At 75.2% G+C, this 17,528-nt stretch carries 17 protein-coding genes; 7 read left to right on the top strand and 10 right to left on the bottom strand.

What is annotated here, in order from left to right:
* Positions 1-54 precede the first annotated feature (54 nt).
* On the top strand, positions 55-1,077 hold the full coding sequence (locus tag ACIQUQ_RS31400) for an enoyl-CoA hydratase/isomerase family protein (protein ID WP_403982741.1): 1,023 nt from the start codon (positions 55-57) through the stop codon (positions 1,075-1,077).
* A 455-nt stretch (positions 1,078-1,532) separates the two neighbouring features.
* The gene (locus ACIQUQ_RS31395) at positions 1,533-2,762 is read left to right on the top strand and encodes a phosphoesterase PA-phosphatase (protein WP_403982738.1); all 1,230 of its coding nucleotides are present in this window, start codon (positions 1,533-1,535) and stop codon (positions 2,760-2,762) included.
* A 27-nt stretch (positions 2,763-2,789) separates the two neighbouring features.
* Here the strand turns inward: ACIQUQ_RS31395 and ACIQUQ_RS31390 are convergent, their stop codons facing one another.
* Positions 2,790-3,419, bottom strand: coding sequence for a YigZ family protein (locus ACIQUQ_RS31390; protein WP_403982735.1), 630 nt, complete (start codon positions 3,417-3,419; stop codon positions 2,790-2,792).
* Positions 3,420-3,503: 84 nt separating this feature from the next.
* Between ACIQUQ_RS31390 and ACIQUQ_RS31385 the strand changes: the two genes are divergently transcribed.
* Positions 3,504-3,911, top strand: coding sequence for a CoA-binding protein (locus ACIQUQ_RS31385; protein WP_403982732.1), 408 nt, complete (start codon positions 3,504-3,506; stop codon positions 3,909-3,911).
* Between the two features lie 8 nt (positions 3,912-3,919).
* On the opposite strand, the gene ACIQUQ_RS31380 is transcribed toward ACIQUQ_RS31385, so the two are convergent.
* Positions 3,920-4,504: a helix-turn-helix domain-containing protein gene (locus ACIQUQ_RS31380; RefSeq protein WP_403982729.1), complete on the bottom strand. Its 585-nt coding sequence runs from the start codon at positions 4,502-4,504 to the stop codon at positions 3,920-3,922.
* A 108-nt stretch (positions 4,505-4,612) separates the two neighbouring features.
* Between ACIQUQ_RS31380 and ACIQUQ_RS31375 the strand changes: the two genes are divergently transcribed.
* Complete coding sequence (locus tag ACIQUQ_RS31375) at positions 4,613-5,479, top strand: EamA family transporter (protein WP_403982726.1); 867 nt, start codon at positions 4,613-4,615, stop codon at positions 5,477-5,479.
* Positions 5,480-5,520: 41 nt separating this feature from the next.
* Here the strand turns inward: ACIQUQ_RS31375 and ACIQUQ_RS31370 are convergent, their stop codons facing one another.
* The 4 genes from ACIQUQ_RS31370 to ACIQUQ_RS31355 form a co-directional block, all read right to left on the bottom strand.
* The gene (locus ACIQUQ_RS31370; RefSeq protein ID WP_403982723.1) at positions 5,521-6,273 is read right to left on the bottom strand and encodes an acyltransferase; all 753 of its coding nucleotides are present in this window, start codon (positions 6,271-6,273) and stop codon (positions 5,521-5,523) included.
* A gap of 82 nt (positions 6,274-6,355) precedes the next feature.
* Positions 6,356-6,889, bottom strand: coding sequence for a gamma carbonic anhydrase family protein (locus ACIQUQ_RS31365; RefSeq protein ID WP_403982720.1), 534 nt, complete (start codon positions 6,887-6,889; stop codon positions 6,356-6,358).
* A gap of 83 nt (positions 6,890-6,972) precedes the next feature.
* Complete coding sequence (locus tag ACIQUQ_RS31360) at positions 6,973-7,647, bottom strand: DedA family protein (protein ID WP_403982718.1); 675 nt, start codon at positions 7,645-7,647, stop codon at positions 6,973-6,975.
* A gap of 77 nt (positions 7,648-7,724) precedes the next feature.
* Positions 7,725-10,262 (bottom strand): beta-glucosidase, encoded by a 2,538-nt coding sequence (locus ACIQUQ_RS31355; protein ID WP_403982716.1) that lies wholly within the window; start codon positions 10,260-10,262, stop codon positions 7,725-7,727.
* 235 nt (positions 10,263-10,497) lie between these two features.
* On the opposite strand from ACIQUQ_RS31355, the gene ACIQUQ_RS31350 reads away from it, so the two are divergent.
* Entirely contained in the window at positions 10,498-10,992 is a 495-nt protein-coding gene (locus tag ACIQUQ_RS31350) for an NUDIX domain-containing protein (RefSeq protein ID WP_403982713.1), read from the top strand.
* Between the two features lie 92 nt (positions 10,993-11,084).
* On the opposite strand, the gene ACIQUQ_RS31345 is transcribed toward ACIQUQ_RS31350, so the two are convergent.
* Positions 11,085-11,537: a DUF4442 domain-containing protein gene (locus ACIQUQ_RS31345; RefSeq protein ID WP_399957048.1), complete on the bottom strand. Its 453-nt coding sequence runs from the start codon at positions 11,535-11,537 to the stop codon at positions 11,085-11,087.
* A 96-nt stretch (positions 11,538-11,633) separates the two neighbouring features.
* Between ACIQUQ_RS31345 and ACIQUQ_RS31340 the strand changes: the two genes are divergently transcribed.
* Both ACIQUQ_RS31340 and ACIQUQ_RS31335 read left to right on the top strand, forming a co-directional pair.
* A complete protein-coding gene (locus ACIQUQ_RS31340; RefSeq protein WP_403982711.1) occupies positions 11,634-12,806 on the top strand; it encodes a hypothetical protein in 1,173 nt (390 codons plus the stop codon).
* The gene (locus tag ACIQUQ_RS31335) at positions 12,803-14,089 is read left to right on the top strand and encodes an MFS transporter (protein ID WP_403982708.1); all 1,287 of its coding nucleotides are present in this window, start codon (positions 12,803-12,805) and stop codon (positions 14,087-14,089) included. Before ACIQUQ_RS31340 ends, ACIQUQ_RS31335 begins: the two co-directional genes overlap by 4 nt.
* On the opposite strand, the gene ACIQUQ_RS31330 is transcribed toward ACIQUQ_RS31335, so the two are convergent.
* From ACIQUQ_RS31330 to tuf, 3 genes are all read right to left on the bottom strand, one after another.
* Entirely contained in the window at positions 14,051-14,866 is an 816-nt protein-coding gene (locus tag ACIQUQ_RS31330; RefSeq protein WP_403982820.1) for a spermidine synthase, read from the bottom strand. The genes ACIQUQ_RS31335 and ACIQUQ_RS31330 overlap by 39 nt on opposite strands.
* A gap of 381 nt (positions 14,867-15,247) precedes the next feature.
* Positions 15,248-16,102 carry a patatin-like phospholipase family protein gene (locus tag ACIQUQ_RS31325; protein ID WP_403982705.1) on the bottom strand — a complete coding sequence of 285 codons (855 nt, stop codon included), beginning with the start codon at positions 16,100-16,102 and terminating at the stop codon, positions 15,248-15,250.
* Between the two features lie 107 nt (positions 16,103-16,209).
* On the bottom strand, positions 16,210-17,391 hold the full coding sequence (gene tuf / locus ACIQUQ_RS31320; RefSeq protein WP_403982702.1) for an elongation factor Tu: 1,182 nt from the start codon (positions 17,389-17,391) through the stop codon (positions 16,210-16,212).
* Positions 17,392-17,528: the final 137 nt, after the last annotated feature.

Raw genomic sequence — 17,528 nt, 5'->3', positions numbered from 1 at the left:
CCCCACCACGCTAACGGACCGGGGCCCCACGACCGGCCTCGTATGCTCGGGCTCATGTCTGTACTGGTCCGGAAAACCGGCAAAGCGGGACGAATTACCCTTGACCGGCCCAAGGCGCTCAACGCCCTCACCCACGAGATGGTGCGCGCGGTCGCCGCGGCGCTCGACGGCTGGGAGGGCGACCCCGAGGTCCGTGCGGTGGTCCTCGACGGCGCCGGCGAGCGGGGCCTGTGTGCGGGCGGCGACATCCGGGCCATCCGCGAGTCGGCGCTCGGGGACGGCTCCTGGGCGCGGGCCTTCTGGCGCGACGAGTACCGGCTGAACGCGCGCATCGCCCGGCTGTCCGTGCCGTGGGTCGCGCTGATGGACGGCATCGTGATGGGCGGCGGCGTGGGGCTGTCCGCCCACGGGAGCGTGCGGGTCGTCACGGAGCGCTCGCGGGTGGCCATGCCGGAGGTGGGCATCGGCTTCGTGCCGGACGTCGGCGGCACGTACCTGCTGGGCCGGGCGCCGGGCGAGCTGGGCGCGCACCTGGCGCTGACGGCCGACGCGATGGGGCCGGGGGACGCGCTGCTGTGCGGCTTCGCCGACCTGTACGTCCCGTCGGCCGACCTGGCCCGGCTCACGGAGGCGGTGGCCGCCGAGGGCGCGGAGGCGGTACGGGACTTCGCGCGCCCGGCGCCGGACGCGGCGCTGGCGGAACACCGGGGCTGGATCGACGCGTGCTACGCGGCGGACACGGTGGAGGAGATCGTGGACCGGCTCCAGGGGTACGGCGAGCCGGCGGCCAAGGAGGCCGCTGAGCGGATCCTGGGCCACTCCCCCACCTCGCTGAAGGTCACCCTGGCCGCGCTGCGCCGGGCGCGGTCGCTGGGCTCCCTGGAGGAGGTGCTGGAGCAGGAGTGGCGGGTCTCGCTCGCCGCCCTGGCGTCGCCGGACCTCCCCGAGGGGGTCCGCGCGCAGGTGGTGGACAAGGACCGCACCCCCCGCTGGACCCCGCCGGCCCTCGAGGAGGTCACACCGGCCACGGTGGCCCGCCACTTTGCGGAGCCTGGCGAGCCGTTGACGCTGCGCTAGCGGTTGCCCCCACGGGCGGCGTCCCGGGCGCGACCCTGCGGGTGCGGGCGGCGGGGTGCGGGGGGCGGGGCGCGGGGGGCGGGGCGCGGGGGGCGGGGCGCCGGGGGGGGCGGCGGGGCGCTGCCCTGCGGGGCGGTTCCCCTACGCACCCTTCTCCCGTTCACCGGGGCTCCGCCCCGCACCCCGGGTCCCGGCCCCCGCGGGGCGCAGCCCCGTGCGGGGTTGGGGCGTACCCCCAAGGGGTCCGGGGCGCAGCCCCAGGGGGGCCGGGGCCCTGCCCCGGTGAACGGGAGAAGGGCGGGGTGGGGTGCCTTCCCGGGGCTGCCGTGTGGCGCCCGTGTGACACCCGTATGGCAATCGCGTCATGGCCGGATCAGGGCACTTGCCCCACCCCGCACCCCCTGGTTGGCTTCCGAGCGCCACAAGATCGCCACCCACCGTCACCGGGAGTGCTCGTGAAGAGGTCCGCCCTGCTCGCCCTCGGCTCCGCCCTGCTCATGGCCGTCGGCGCCGTGCCCGCCCAGGCCACCGCGCCCGCGAAGGACCGCGGGAACGTCGTGGGCGAGTGGTACGACGTGACCGCGCAGACCGTGGACGCCGCCGGCGCACCCACCCAGATCACCAACAGCCGCACCTGGGCCATCGGCTGGATCGCCGCCGCCCGCGCCACGCGCGAGGCCCCCCACGGACCGCACCGCGCCGCGTTCCAGGACGCCGCCGTCGCCTCTGCCGTCCACGACGCCCTGGCCGCGCTCGCGCCCACCCGCAAGGCGGAGCTCGACGCCGCCCTCGCGGCCACCCTGCGCCGCGTCCCAGACGGCTCCGCGGAGCGCCGGGGCGTCGCCGCCGGGGCCCGCCAGGCCAAGGCCGTGCTGGCCTCCCGCACCGGCGACGGCCTCGACCCGGCCTCGGTCAACGCGCCGTTCACCGTGCCGGCCGCCGCCCCCGGCGTCTGGCAGCCGACCCCGAACGGCTACGCGCCCGCCGTGCAGTACGGCAACCGCGTGGCGAAGCCGTTCCTCCTGGACAGCCCCCGGCAGTTCAGGATCGGCCCGCCGCCGGCGCTCGGCTCCGCCCGCTACCTCGCCGACCTCGCCGAGGTCCGCGCGTACGGCGCCGCGGACAGCACCGTCCGCACCGCCCGGCAGACCGAGACGGCCACCTTCTGGTACGGGGGCTCGCTCGCCCTCTACACCGAGCCGCTGCGCGTGGCGCTGTCCCGGTCCAGGGCGTCCACCGCCGAGCGTGCCGCCTTCGTGGGCCTGTTCCACGCCGCGCTGGTCGACACCCAGATCGCCACCTCGGACAGCAAGTACACCCACCTGCGCTGGCGCCCCGTCACCGCCATCCGCACCGGGAACGTCGCCCAGGACACGACGTGGTCCCCGCTGCACAACACCCCGGCGCACCCCGACTACCCGAGCGGCCACGGCACCTACGCCGGCGCCGCCGAGGTCCTGCTGACCTCCCTCGCGGGGGCGCGCACCGCGCCGTACACGCTGACCAGCCCGACGGCGCCGGGCGTCACCCGCACGTACACCGGCTGGCAGCAGCTGACCCGGGAGAACGTGGACGCCCGCGTCTGGTCCGGCATCCACTCCCGCACCGCCGACGAGGCCGGCGTGCGGCTGGGCGCGGACGTGGCCGGGTACGCGCTGCGCCACGCGCACCGCCTGTTCCGCTGACGCGGGGAGGGCAGCTCGCGGGGGGGCCTACGCGTCGCCGTAGGCCTCCCCGCCCAGTTCGAAGCCGGCCGTCCCGGCAGTGGTGTCCGCGAGCCAGGCCCGGAACGCCTCGACGTCGCCCTCGGGCAGGCCGATCTCGATGGCGACGGCCTCCCCGTACCGCACGTCCAGCACCGCGCGGCCGGTCGCGCGCAGGTCGTTCTGGGTCTTGCCGGCCCGCTGGTGGTCGACGGTCACGGTGGCGAGCCGGTAGCGCCGGCGGGTCAGGGTACCGAGCTCGTCGAGCGCCTCGCCGACGACGCCGCCGTACGCGCGGATCAGGCCGCCGGCGCCGAGCTTGACGCCGCCGTAGTAGCGGGTGACGACGGCCACCGCGTAGCGCACCTCGCGCCTCATCAGCATCTGGAGCATCGGCACGCCGGCGGTGCCGCCGGGTTCGCCGTCGTCGCTGGCCTTCTGCACCGCGGCATCGGCGCCGATCACGTAGGCGAAGCAGTTGTGCGTGGCGGTGGGGTGCTCCTTGCGGATGCGTGCGACGAAGTCCTGCGCCTCCTGCTCGGTGGCGGCGGGCGCCAGGGAGCAGATGAAGCGCGAGCGGTTGATCTCGGACTCGTGCACGCCCTCGCGGGCCACCGTCACGTACTGGTCTGCCTTCACCCACCCACCCTAAGCGACCGGGAATCCCCGAGGTCGTCGGCGGTGTTGACCCCGGGGACGACCGAGGGAAGAAGGAGACAGGGCGTGTACGCAGACCCGGCGACCATCCGCAGGATCCTCACGGAGCTGGGCGACACCTGGGCCGTGGTGGGCCTGTCCGCCAACCAGGACCGCGCGGCCTACGGCGTGGCGCGGGTGCTCCAGCGGTACGGCAAGCGGATCGTCCCGGTGCACCCGAAGGCCGAGACCGTGCACGGGGAGCGGGGCTACCCGTCGCTGGACGCGGTCCCGTTCAAGATCGACGTGGTGGACGTGTTCGTCAACAGCGCGCTGGCCGGACCGGTGGCCGACCAGGCCGCGGCGGCCGGCGCCGAGGCCGTCTGGTTCCAGTTGGGCGTGGTCGACGAGGCGGCGTACCACCGCACCCGGGAGTCCGGCCTGCACATGGTGATGGACCGCTGCCCCGCCATCGAGATCCCGGCCCTCGGCTGACGGACCCGTCAGCCGGCGGGTCGGCCCACGGGCGGGATGGAGACCGCGAGGGTCATCTCGACGGTCTCCGCGCCCCGGTTGTGGTAGCCGTGGGGCACGTTCGCCTCGAAGGTGGCCGCCGAGCCCGCGGGCAGCGCGAAGTCCTCGCCGTCCACCACCAGCGTCAGTTCCCCGGCGGTGACGTGCAGCATCTCGACGGTGCCGGCCGGGTGGGGGTCGGAGTCGGTGCCCTCGCCGGGCTCCAGGAGGTAGGCCCACAGTTCCAGCGGGCCGCGCCGGTCGTCGCCGGTGAGCATCGCGGCGGAGCTGCCGCCCGCGGCCGACCACATCCGCACGCCCTCTCCCGGGAGCACGACCTGCACCCGGGGGCCCCGGTCGTGGTCGAGGAGCGTGGTGATGCTGACGCCGAGCGCGTCGGCGAGCTTCACCGTGGTGCCCACGCTGGGGTTCGTACGGGCCTGCTCGATCTGGATGATCATCCCTCGGCTGACGCCGGACCTGGCGGCCAGAGCGTCGAGCGTGAACTGGCGTTCCACCCGCCACTTCTTGAGGTTGCGGGCGAGCGCCTGGGTGAGCTCTTCGAGGTCCGTCACGGTTCCGTCCGGCTCCGATGGTCAATATTTTGTATGACAGGGTTCAATGGAGTGAACTAGTCTGCGCTGTACTCCACCGTTCACCGCACTGTACTGCGAGGCCCTGCCATGACCACCCTGCTCGCCCTGGCCACCGCCCTGCTCTGGGGCTTCGCCGACTTCGGCGGCGGGCTGCTCGCCCGGCGCCTGCCGGCACTCACGGTGGTCGTGGTCTCACAGGTGATCGCGGTCCTGGTGCTGGGCGCCGTGGTGCTGGCGACCGGCGCCTGGACCGAGGCGGGCCCGCAGCTCTGGTTCGCGGTGGCCGCCGGTCTGGTGGGCCCGGTCGCGATGATCGCCTTCTACCAGGCCCTGGCCCTGGGCCCGATGGGCGTGGTGTCGCCGCTCGGCTCGCTCGGCGTGGTGGTTCCGGTGGGCGTCGGCCTGGCCGTGGGCGAGCGCCCCGGCCTGGCCCAGGTGGCCGGCATCGCGGTGGCCGTCGTCGGCATCGTGCTGGCCGGCGGTCCCGAGCTGCGGGGCGCGCCGGTCCAGCGCAAGGCCGTGCTGCTGACACTGCTGGCGGCCTTCGGATTCGGTGCCGTGATGGCCCTGATCGCGGAGGCGTCGACGACCGTGACGGGCCTGTTCCTCGCGCTCTTCGTGCAGCGCCTGACCAACGTGGCCGCCGGCGGTACGGCGCTGTGGTTCTCGGCGCGGCGCGGCAACCCGGTGCTGCCCGCGGGCGCCGGCCCCGGCGTGGTCCGGGCGGCGCTGCCGGCGCTGGCGTTCGTCGGGCTCGCCGACGTGGCCGCCAACGGCACGTACGCGCTGGCCGCGCAGCACGGACCGGTGACGGTGGCCGCCGTGCTCGCCTCGCTCTACCCCGTGGTGACGGCGCTGGCCGCCCGCGGGGTGCTCAAGGAACGGCTGCGGACGGTGCAGGCCGCGGGGGCCGGCCTCGCCCTCGCCGGAACGGTCCTGCTCGCCGCGGGCTGAACCGGCCCGGCGACCGGGCGGGACACCCGGCCGGTCGCCGGTCAGCCCTCCAGCGCATCCAGCAGTCCGGCCCGCTCCGCCTCCGCCAGGGCCCGCAGCTGCTCCGGCGTCACCCCGTCCGGAATCGGCACCGGGGCGGGCGTGCGCAGCGGGGGCTGCCAGCCGGTGGCGGGCAGCCAGCGGCGTACGACCTTGGCCGGCGCCCCGGCCACCACGGCGTGGTCGGGCACCTCTCCGCGTACGACGGCACCCGCGGCCACCACGACGTTCCGGCCCAGCCGCGCGCCGGGCAGGATCACCGCGCCGGTGCCGAGCCAGCACCCGGGGCCGATCTCGACCGGCTCACTGCGCGGCCACTGCCTGCCGACCGGCTCGTCCGGGTCGTCGTAGCTGTGGTTCGTGGACGTGATGTACACGCCGGGCCCGCAGAAGGTGTCCTTGCCCACGGTGATCCGGGCATCGGCGATCACGTGGCTGCCCCGGCCCAGGACGACGCCGTCGGCGAGCTCCAGGACTGGGGCGGTGCCCAGGTCGAGGCCGGGCATCATGCCGGCGGTCAGGGTCACCTGCTCGGCGATGATGCAGTGGTCCCCGAGGTGGATCCAGCGTTCGCCGAAGACGGTGCCCTGGGGGAAGGCGAGGCGGGTGTTCGGCCCGATGGCGCCGAAGCGCAGCCGCCCGGGGTGCTCCGCGGTGACGGCCCCGGCCCGCTGCATCCAGCCCCAGGCCGCGTGGGCGGCGCGGGACGCGGCCCGCCGCCGCCAGGATGAGAACGTGTTTCTGTTCTTCGGCACCCGGACACGGTAATGGCCGCCGGCCCGGGCGTCCGGACCGACGGCCTGTGATCTTCACCCCACCGGCCGCGGGGAGGGGCCGTCAGCCGGCCAGCGCCTCGCGGTGGGCCTTGACCAGGTCCTGGTACATCCGGGCGTTCAGCTTGATGCCCTCGCGCTCCTCGTCCGTCAGCTGCCGCCTGACCTTGGCGGGCACTCCGGCGACGAGCGAGCCGGGCGGCACGACCATGCCCTGCGGCACCAGCGCCTGCGCGGCGACCAGCGAACCGGCGCCGATGACCGCGCCGTTCAGGACCGTGGAGCCCATGCCGATCAGCACGTCGTCCTCGACGGTGCAGCCGTGCAGGATCGCGTTGTGCCCGACGGAGACGCGCTCGCCGACCGTCACCGGGAAGCCGGGATCCACATGCACAGTGCAATTGTCCTGGATGTTGCTGTCGGCTCCGATCACGATCGGTCCGCAGTCGGCGCGCAGCACGCCGTGGTACCAGACGCTGGCGCCGGCGCCCAGGGTGACCTCGCCGATCACGACGGACGTCGGCGCGGCGAACGCCTCCGGGTGCACCTGCGGCTCCTTGCCGCCCACGCCGTGCACGAGTGCCTGCTGCTCCGCCATCGCCTTCTCCTTGCCGTACCGCTGGTTCTGGTCGCGCGCCCACGTGCACGGTAGGCGATGGGCGCCGGGCGGTGTCCGGCGGGTCAGTCCGTGGCCGGGGCGACCTGCGCGGGCGCGGCCGTCGTCCCGGCGTCCGGCTCGGCCTCGGCGCGCGCCGCCGCCTTCTTCGCGCGGTTCTTCAGCACGAGCATCGAGGTGATGCCGATGAGCACCGCGGCCACCAGCCCGAGCCACGAGAACCGCTTGAGCCAGGCCTCGGCCACGACGCCGACGTAGTAGATGACGGCCGTGGTGCCGCCGGCCCACAGGATCCCGCCGAAGACGTTGGCGATGAGGAACTTCCAGTACGGCATCTGCAGCACGCCCGCGAGCGGACCGGCGAAGATGCGCAGCAGGGCGACGAAGCGGCCGAAGAACACGGCCCACATGCCCCACTTCTCGAAGGACCGCTCGGCCATGGCGATGTTCTGCTCGCCGAAGTGCTTGGGGAACCGCTTGCCGAGCCGGGCCAGCAGCGGCCTGCCGCCCTTGCGGCCGATGGCGTAGCCGATCGAGTCGCCGATGATCGCGCCCGCGGTGGCGCAGATGCCCAGCACCAGCGGGTCGACCTCGCCGTGCTGCGAGGCGAGCAGGGCCGAGCTGACCAGGATGATCTCGCCGGGCAGCGGGATGCCGAGCGACTCCAGCCCGATCACCAGGCCGACCAGCAGGTAGATGCTGACCGCCGGTACGGTCTCGAGCCATTCCTGGATGTGCACCCGTACGTCCTCGCTTCCCTGGGTCCCTCGCCCGCGTGCGCGCCCCCGGCGGCACAGTCCGCGAGCCTACCCGCTCCTCAACCGGTGGCGGCCGGCCGCCGGACCTCGGCCGCACCGCGCAGCGGCAGGTCGCGCGAGGACCGCCCGGCCCAGACCTCGCGCCGCCCGGTGCCCAGGACCCAGGCGTGCGCGGCCGGGTCCCAGGAGGACAGGGTGCGGGCGTCGACGGCGACCGTGACGCGGCGGGACCTGCCGGGGTCGAGGGTGAGGCGGGCGTACCCGGCGAGCGCCCGGACCGGCTGGTCGAGGCGGAGGTCGGGCGAGGGGCCGAGGTAGACCTGGGCGACCTCGGTGCCGCGGCGGGCGCCGGTGTTGCGGACGGTGAACTCGACCGCGAGGCCCTCCCCGCGCCGCCGGACGGCGAGCTTCTCGTAGCCGAACGAGGTGTACGAGAGCCCGTGCCCGAACGCGAAGAGCGGCGCCACCCGCTGCGCGTCGTACCAGCGGTGCCCCACGTGGATGCCCTCGGTGTACTCCTGGCGGCCCGCGACGCCGGGGTAGCGCAGCGGGTCCCCGGCGACCGGGTGGAGGTGCTCGGCCGCGGGGAAGGTCTGGGTGAGCCGGCCGCCCGGGTCCTCGTCACCGAAGAGCACGGCGGCGGTGGCCGCGGCGCCCTCCTGGCCCGGGTAGTACATCTGCAGCACGGCGCCCGTGCGGTCCAGCCACGGCATGGTGGTGCTGGAGGAGGTGTTGAGCACCACGGTGGTGCGGGGGTTGGCCGCGGTGACGGCCTCGATCAGGCGCTGCTGGGCGCCGGGCAGGGCGAGGGTGGTGCGGTCGCGGCCCTCGGTGGCGTCCTCGTAGGCGAAGAGCACGCAGCTGTGCGCTCCCCTCGCGGCGCGTACGGCCTCGGCGAGGTCCGCCTCGCGGGTGGCGCGGGTGCTGTGGCGGAGCCGGAAGCGCTGGCCGGCCGGGCCGCCCTCGGCGGAGACGGCGAGCGAGTGGGTGCCCTTGGCCAGACGGAGGGTGCGGCGGCGTACGGACCGGCCGTCGGGCGCGGTGCCGAGCAGGCCGCCCGCGAAGAACTCGGCCACGCCCTGCTGGACGGGGAACAGCTCCTGGCCGTCGAGCTTCACGCTGGGCCGGCGGCCGGTGTAGTGGACGTACAGGGTCCATTCGTCGTCGGCGGCCAGCGTGAACCTGCCCTGGTGGGTCCAGGAGCGCCCGGCCGCCACGGCCCGGTCGTCGAGGGCGGCGGCCGGGGTGAGCGCGTTCCCGGGGAGCGGGCGGCCGTACAGGTCCTCGCCGGGGGCGTACCGCACCTGCGCGCCCTTGCCCGCGCGCCGGCGCAGGGCGTCGAGCGGGCTCTCGGCGCGGTCGGGCACCACGTGGGCGCTGCCGCCGCCGCTGACGAAGGGGTGTTGCCCGGTGGGCCCGACGACGGCCAGGGAGCGTGCGGCGGGCCCGGTGAGCGGCAGGGTGCCGCGCTCGTTGCGCAGCAGGACGGCTCCGGCGACGGCCACCCGGCGGGCGGTGCGGGCGCCGGCGGCGGGGTCGCGCACGGGCCGGGCGGGCGGCGCGCCGTCGAGCAGCCCGAACCGGTCCAGGGTGGCCAGCAGGCGGCTCACGGCGCGGTCGACGTGGCCGAGCGGCACCTTGCCCGAGGTGACGGCCTGCTTGAGCGCGGCGCCGAAGTGACGGCCGCCGGGCATCTCCATGTCGAGCCCGGCGGTGAGGGCGGCGGCCGTGCTGTGGGTGGCGTCCCAGTCGGACATCACCCAGCCGTCGAACCCCCAGCGACCGCGCAGCAGTTCGTCCAGGAGCGGCTTGCTCTCGCACGCGTGCACGCCGTTGACCATGTTGTAGGCGCCCATCACGGAGCCGCAGCCGGCACCGACGGCGGCCTCGAAGCCGCGCAGCTCGGTCTCGTGCATGACCTGCTCCCCCGCCACCACGTCGACGGACGTGCGGCCCTGCTCCTGGTTGTTGAGGGCGAAGTGCTTGACCGTGGCGATGAGGCCCTCGTCCTGGATGCCGCGGATCACCTCCCCGACCAGGTCCGCGGTGAGCTTGGGATCCTCGGCGAAGGTCTCGAAGTTCCGTCCGGCGTACGGGGTGCGGATCAGGTTGACCATGGGCGAGAGCAGCACGTCCTGGCCCAGCGCGCGCCCCTCGCGGCCGATGACCCGGCCGTACTCTCGGGCCAGCGCGGGGTCGAAGGCGGAGGCGAGGAGCACGGGTGCGGGCAGGGCCGTGGCGGGCTTGGCCACGCGCACGCCGGCGGGACCGTCGGCGAGGCGGAGCGGGGGGATGCCGAGCCGGGGGACGCCGGGGACGTACCCGGCCTGGCCGAGGGAGGCGGGGTCGCGGTCGCCGTGCAGGAGCCCCAGCTTCTCGTCCAGCGTGAGGCGTTCGAGCAGGGCCTGGACCCGGGCCGCGCTGCCGGGCCTGGCGGGGCGGGCGGGGGCCTCGGCGGCGAGCCGGGCTGCGGTGAGGGGCTCGGCGCCGGTCCGGGCGCCCGCCCCCGGAGTCACCGTGCACCCGGCGCCGCCGGCGGCCACGGCGGCGGCGCCGAGCAGGCGCATCGCGGTACGGCGGGACACGTGCTCGCTCATGGGCGGTCACTCCTGGGGGTGGCGGCACCGGCTGGGTGCGGGCAGCCCCGCGCCGGAACTCCCCGCGCGTGCCACTCTGCGCCGCGCGCCCCGTACGGCCGGGCCCGGCGCCCGGTGCGGCGCCCGGGATTAACCCGACTGCCCGTACGTCCGGGCCGGTCCCGGCCCCGCACGGAAGGGCGGACGGCGCGCGCTCCCCGGCGTGTCGGCGTGCCCCGGCTGGTAGACGAGGGGCATGACCTCCACCTGGCTGCCGCCCGAGCAGTACATCGAGACGATCGCCCGCGCCTCCTCGTACGCCTGTCTGTTCTTCACCGACACGCGGGACCGGCCGGTGCAGCTGCGCGCCGTGTACAACGAGGGCCAGTGGCAGTGGCCGGGCGGGAACATGGACCCGGGCGAGACGCCCTGGGAGTGCGCGGTGCGGGAGTGCCGCGAGGAGACGGGGATGGTCTTCGAGGGGGCACCCGTGCTGCGCGGGGTGACCTTCGGGGGCCCGGACGGCGAGTGGCCGGCCAACAAGATCGGCTTCGTCTTCGACGGCGGCACGCTCACGGACGAGCAGCTCGACGCGATCGTCCTGGACCCGTCGGAGCACTCGGAGTTCCGGGTGCACACGCTGGAGGAGTGGCGGCGCCTGATGACGCCCGAGGCCTTCGCGCGCCTGGGGGCGGTCGCCGAGGCCCGCCGCACGGGCACGGTCGCGTACCTGGAACGCCCGCGGCACTGAGCCCGGGGGTGCCGCGACGTGCCCGCGGCCGGTGCGGACACGACGGCGGCGGGGCCCCGCGAGGGACCCCGCCGTCGTTGCGCGGTGTGCGGCTACGCGTTGGGGCGCAGCGTCCAGATCACGGTCATCTCGCCCGTGACGGCCTCGTCCTCGCGCTGGATGCTGATGGTCACCGGGAACTCGGGGCGGCCGCCCGCGTCCAGCTCGGCGACGACCTCGGCGGCCGGGCGGCCCAGGGTCGCGGTGGCGGTGACGGCGCCCTTGGCGACCTTCTTGTAGCCGATCTCGGCGCTCACGGCGAGCGGCACGGCGCGGGAGAGCTGGTCCCCGAACGCGGCGATGACGATGGCGCCGCTGGCCGACTCGGCCAGCGTGAACATCGCGCCGGCGTGCGGGCCCGCAATGTGGTTGTGGTAGTCGGGCTGGTCCGGCAGGCGCAGCACGGCGCGCTCCGGGGTGGTCTCCAGGAACTCCAGGTTCAGCGTCCGGACCATCGGCACGGTGGCCGCCAGCAGTTCGCCTACGTTCATCTGATCAGCGCTCATGGGCCAGGATGTTACCCACGAGTAGGCAGCATTGGCCAGACCTTGGGGCGGGGGCGGCCGTAGCCCGTGTCACCCGCCACCTCTATGGTTACGGCCATGTGGCCAGGACAGCAGCCGCCCGGGGGCGAGCAGAACCCGCAGGACGCGAATCAGAACCCGTACCAGCAGCCCGCGCAGCCGGGGCAGCCGGGACAACCGCCGAACCCCTACCAGCAGCCCGCCGGTGAGGGTGGTTACGGCTACCCCCAGCAGCCGCCCGCGGCACCGCAGCAGGGCGGGTACGGCTACCCCCAGCAGCCCCCGGCCGCGCCCCAGGAGGGGTACGGCTACCCCCAGCAGCCCCCGGCCCCGCCGCAGGAGGGCTACGGCTACCCGCAGCAGGGCGGCTTTGGCCAGCCGGGCCCGTACGCCCAGCAGCCGCCCACCGCCGAGCAGTGGGCGTACCAGCAGCCGTACGACCCGTACGGCCAGGAGCCCTCGGACGGCCGCAAGAAGACCACGATGATCGCGATCATCGCGACCTCCGTGGTGGTCGTGGCCGCCGCCGTGATGGGCGCCTACGTCCTGACCCGGGACGACGACAAGAAGGACGAGGCCGACGGCAAGCCGTCCGCCAAGCCCTCCGCGTCCGCCTCGGCCTCCGCGAGCGCCAACCCGCGCGGCGGCGGCGACCTCAAGCCGACCGTCCCCGGGTGGAAGGTGGTCGTGAACCCGAAGTACGGCACCGCCTTCGACGTCCCGCCGGAGTGGAAGGTCGAGACGCCGGACACCTACATCGGCTTCGCCGACGAGAAGAAGGACACCGGCCAGCCGATCATCAGCATGTCCGCGCCCGCCTCCCTCAAGGAGCAGTGGTGCATCGTCGACTCCGACAAGGACGGCGACGAGGAGGACTACAGCCTGGCGGGCTCCGGCACCAAGGGCGGCCAGGGCGCGAAGGACACCGCCGAGGCCGCGCGCAACGAGGCCGGCAACTGGGTGTGGGCGGCGTACGCGCAGACCGAGCCGAAGGGCACCGTCAAGGTGACCAAGGCCAAGCCGTACACCACCAAGTCGGGCCTGAAGGGCCACTACGCCACGGCCACGGCCAACGGCGTGAAGAAGGAGCACAAGTGCTCCACGGACGGCAAGTCCATCGCCTTCAGCTTCAAGAACGCCAAGGGTGACTTCTCCAGCTGGGTGCTCTACGCGCCCAACAACGTGAAGGACGAGATCCCGCACGCCACGGTCAAGAAGATCATGAGCACCGTGCGGCTCACGAACGGATGACGTTCCGGCGTCCGGCCCGCCCCTCGTGGGCGGGCCGCAACTACACCCTCCTGACGGCCGCCGCGGTCGTGACGAACCTGGGCAGCCACGGCGCCCTGATCGCGGCGGCCTTCGCCGTGCTCCAGTCCGGGGGCTCCGGCGGGGACGTCGGCCTGGTCGCCGCCGCCCGCACGCTCCCGCTCGTGCTCTTCCTGCTCGTGGGCGGGGCGCTGGCGGACCGGATCCCGCGGCACCGGGTGATGGTCGCGGCCAACGCCCTCAACTGCCTCTCGCAGGCGGTGTTCGCCGTCCTCGTGCTGACGGGCGAGGCGCGGCTGTGGCAGATGATGCTGCTGTCCGCCCTGGGCGGCACCGGGCAGGCGTTCTTCAACCCCGCCGCCGAGGGCATGCTGCTGTCCACCGTCTCCGGCGAGCAGGCCAACCGCGCCTTCGCGCTCTTCCGGATGTCGATGAACGGCGCGGGCATCGGCGGCGCCGCGCTCGGCGGCGCGATGATCGCCGCGCTCGGCCCCGGCTGGGTGCTCGCCGTCGACGCGGCGGCCTTCGCGGTCGCCGGGGCGATGCGGGCCTTCCTCGACGTCAGCCACGTGCCGGAGCGGGAGCCGGGCGGCGGCCTGCTGTCCGATCTGCGGGAGGGCTGGCAGGAGTTCATCACCCGGCCCTGGCTGTGGAGCATCGTGCTCCAGTTCTCCGTCGTGGTGGCCGTCGTCGGCGCGGCCGAGTCCGTGTACGGGCCCCTGGTCGCCCGGGACGAACTCGGCGGCGCGGGCCCGTGGGGGCTCGCCCTGGGCGCCTTCGGGGTGGGCACCATCGCGGGCGCGGTGCTGATGATGCGGTGGAAGCCGCGCCGCCTGCTGCTGGTGGGCACGCTGTGCGTGTTCCCGCTGGCGATGCCGTCGGCGGCGCTGGCCGTGCCGGTGCCGGCCTGGGCGCTGTGCGCGGTGATGTTCGTCAGCGGCACGGCGATCGAGGTGTTCGGCGTCTCGTGGATGGCGACGATGCACCAGGAGATACCCGAGGAGAAGTTCTCCCGGGTCTCCGCCTACGACTGGTTCGGCTCCGTGTCGATGCTGCCGCTGGCCACCGCGCTGGCGGGGCCGGTGGAGTCGCTGGTGGGCCGGACGGCCGCGCTGTGGGGCTGCGCCGGGCTCGTGGTGGCGGTGACTGCGGCGGTGCTGCTGGTCCCGGACGTCCGCCGGATGACGCGGCGAACGTCCGGGGTGAAGGCGGCGGGCGCCGCCGGGTCAGCCGATGCGGAAAGCCCCGTCGGGCGGCTGGGGTGACGGCACGGCGTCCGCGTCCCCCACGGTCGCGGCGCCGTCGGTCAGCCGGCTGAGCGCCTCGCCGTCCTCGACGCGGGCGGGGAAGGCGTCGGCGGCGCAGCGGCGGGCGAGCGCGGCGAGGTCCGGCTCCCGGTGGCCGGCCAGCAGCACGGCGTTGCCGAAGCGGCGGCCGCGCAGCACCGCGGGCTCGGCGACCAGCGCCACGTACGGGAACACGGCGGTGAAGTTGGCCAGCTGGGAGCGGAGGAAGCCGAAGGGGGCACCGTCCGCGAGGTTGGCCGCGTAGACGCCGCCGGGGCGCAGCACACGGGCCGCCTGGCGGGCGTACTCCAGGGAGGTCAGCTGGGCGGGCACCCGCGAGCCTCCGAAGACGTCGGCGACGATCACGTCCGCGGCCGCGTCGGGGGCGTCCTCGATCCAGGCGCGGGCGTCCCGTACGAGGACCTCCGCGCCGTCGAAGGGCAGGTGCTCACGCACCAGTTCGACCAGTCCCCCGTCGAACTCGACGACCAGCTGCCGCGAACGGGGCCGGGTGTGGGCCACGTAGCGGGGCAGCGTCAGGGCACCGCCGCCGAGGTGGACGACGTCCAGCGGGTCGCCCTCGGGAGCGGCGACGTCGAGTACGTGGCCCAGCCGGCGGGCGTACTCGAACTCCAGGTGGGCGGGGTCGTCCAGATCGACGTACGACTGCGGCGCCCCGTCCAGCGTGAGCAGCCACCCCCGCTCCCGGTCCACGTCGGGCATCAACTTCGCCCACCCACTGTCCACGCCCCGCATCACGGGCACCGCGTCATCATCCACCCCACCATTCTCCCCACGCCGCGGCAGCCACCCCACCCCTCTCCCGTTCACCGGGGCCACCCCGGCCCCCGAAGCCCGGGGCACAGCCCCACGCGGAACAGGGGCGCAAGCCCCGAGCGGCCCGGGACACAGCCCCGCCGGTGAACGGGAGAAGGGTGGGGAGGGGCTCGCCCCGCAGGGCAACGGCCCGCAGCCGTCCGAACCGGCACCCGGCCGCCCGGCCCAGGCGCGGCGGCCTGCACCCGGCAGGGGAGCGGTGGCCCGCCGCGGGGGCGGTACGGGCCACGCCCGACACAGGGCCGGTGCGGGCCCCGCCCGGCACAGGGCCGGTGCGGGAACGCGCGTACCGGGCCGGTACTACCCCCAGACCGCCTGCGCCTCAGCGGCCAGCGTCGCGGCCTGCGCCAGCCCCGCTTCGGCGGCCGGCCGCCGCCGGGCCGGGTCCAGTACGTTCCGCCCGAAGGCCCGCCTGGCCTCCCGCGACGGCGAGACCAGCAGCACCGACGAGCCCCCGGCCCGCAGCCCCTCCGCCATCGACCGCGCCGAGGCCAGCACCCCCGCGCCGCCCGGCATCGGGGCGAGGATCACCACGCGCCGGTACCCGGCGGCCAGGTCGGCGTTGGTGCCCGACCGCATCCCCCCGTCGATCCAGCGCCGCCCCCCGATGGTCACCGGCGGCCACACCCCCGGCACCGCACAGCTCGCGCCCACCGCCTCCAGCAGGGTGGCCTCGCCGCCCCGCCCGAAGGCCCGGAACTCCCCCGTGACCGCGTCCACCGCCGTGACCAGCAGTTCCGGCAGCTCCGGCCGGTCCGGCCACTCCTGCGAGACGAGCCGCCCGGCCAGCACCTCGCGGCGCACCTCCTCCGGCTCGGTCTCGGCGGCCAGCGCCATCGCGCCCAGCCGCGCCCCGTAGGCCTGGGCGTCCTTGGCCCGCAGCATGGCGCCCGCGTACCGGGCCAGCAGCCCTGGGCCGAGCCGGGCCGCCCGCTCCCCGGAGGCGTCGCCGGTCTGACGCTCGTACAGCTCCCGCGGGGTCAGCAGCCCGGAGGCCAGCTGCGCGCCCACGACCGATCCGGCGGACGTGCCGACCACCAGCTCGGCGTCGAAGAGGTTCACGCCCGCCTCGGCCAGCCCGTACAGGATCCCGGCCTCCCAGCCGATCCCGGTCAGGCCGCCTCCGCCGAGCACCAGTGCCGTGTCGCCGCCCATCGCCCACCCCATCGTGTCGCCGCAGGTCCCGTGGGTTCCCGCGTCCGCGTGTGGACGGCAGTCTGGCGCACGCCGGACCGCCGCCCCCACACCGGGGCCGCAGAGGATCAGCCCAGGGACGTCACCGTCCCCGCGCCGACCGTCCGCCCGCCCTCGCGGATCGCGAAGCCGAGCCCGGCCTCCAGCGGCACGTCACGCCCGAGCTCCACGGTCATCGTGACCGTCTCGCCCGGGCGGGCCGTCCCCGCCCCGCCCAGGTCCACGTTCCCCACCACGTCCGCGGTGCGGATGTAGAACTGCGGCCGGTAGCCGGTGGACAGCGCCGTCCGGCGGCCGCCCTCCCGCGCCGAGAGGACGTACACCTGCGCGGTGAACCGCCGGCTCGGCGTCACGCTGCCCGGCGCCGCGACCACGTCGCCGCGCCGCACCCCGTTCCGCGGGACGCCGCGCAGCAGCAGGGCCACGTTGTCGCCCGCCTCCGCGGACTCCATCGGCTTGCCGAAGGTCTCCAGGCCGGTGACCACGGTCTCGGCCGCCTCGTCGGCGCCCGCGCCGAGCAGGGACACCCGGTCGCCGACCCGCACCGTGCCGCGCTCCACGGCACCGGTGACGACGGTGCCGCGCCCGGTGATGGTCAGCACGTTCTCGACCGGCAGCAGGAACGGGGCGTCCGTGTACCGCACCGGCATCGGCACGTACGTGTCCACCGCGTCCAGCAGCGCCTCGACGGCCGCCGTCCACTGCGGGTCGCCCTCCAGCGCCCGGAGCCCGGAGACCCGTACCACCGGCAGCGAGTCGCCGCCGTAGCCGTGCGCGGTCAGCAGCTCGCGGACCTCCAGCTCGACCAGGTCGGTGAGCTCGGGGTCGCCGGCGTCGGCCTTGTTGAGGGCGACCACGATGTGGTTCACCCCGACCTGCCGGGCGAGGAGCACGTGCTCGGCGGTCTGCGGCATGACGCCGTCGGCCGCGGACACGACGAGGATCGCGCCGTCGAGCTGCGCGGCCCCGGTGACCATGTTCTTGACGTAGTCGGCGTGCCCGGGCATGTCGACGTGGGCGTAGTGGCGGGTGTCGGTCTCGTACTCGACGTGGGTGAGGTTGATGGTGATGCCGCGGCGGGCCTCCTCCGGGGCCCGGTCGATGCGCTCGAACGGCACGAAGGCGGCGCCCCCGCGCTCGGCGAGGACCTTGGTGATGGCGGCGGTGAGGGTGGTCTTGCCGTGGTCGACGTGACCCATCGTGCCGATGTTGAGGTGGGGCTTGCTGCGGACGTACGCCGTCTTGGGCATGGTTCCTTCCCGGAACTGGGACGTGGGACCGCGGCCGGCGCCCGGGCGCGCGCCGAGGGGCGCGCGGACCGTCGGGCGGTACCGCGGAGGAGTGGGGACCCCGGGGCCGGACCGACCCTCCCCCTGCGGGGTCCGCC

Origin of the sequence: Streptomyces sp. NPDC101118 (assembly GCF_044759445.1) — a bacterium.
Lineage (GTDB): Bacteria > Actinomycetota > Actinomycetes > Streptomycetales > Streptomycetaceae > Streptomyces.
The sequence above is the reverse complement of the archived record's forward strand: the minus strand, read 5'-3'. Positions and strand labels throughout refer to the sequence as shown.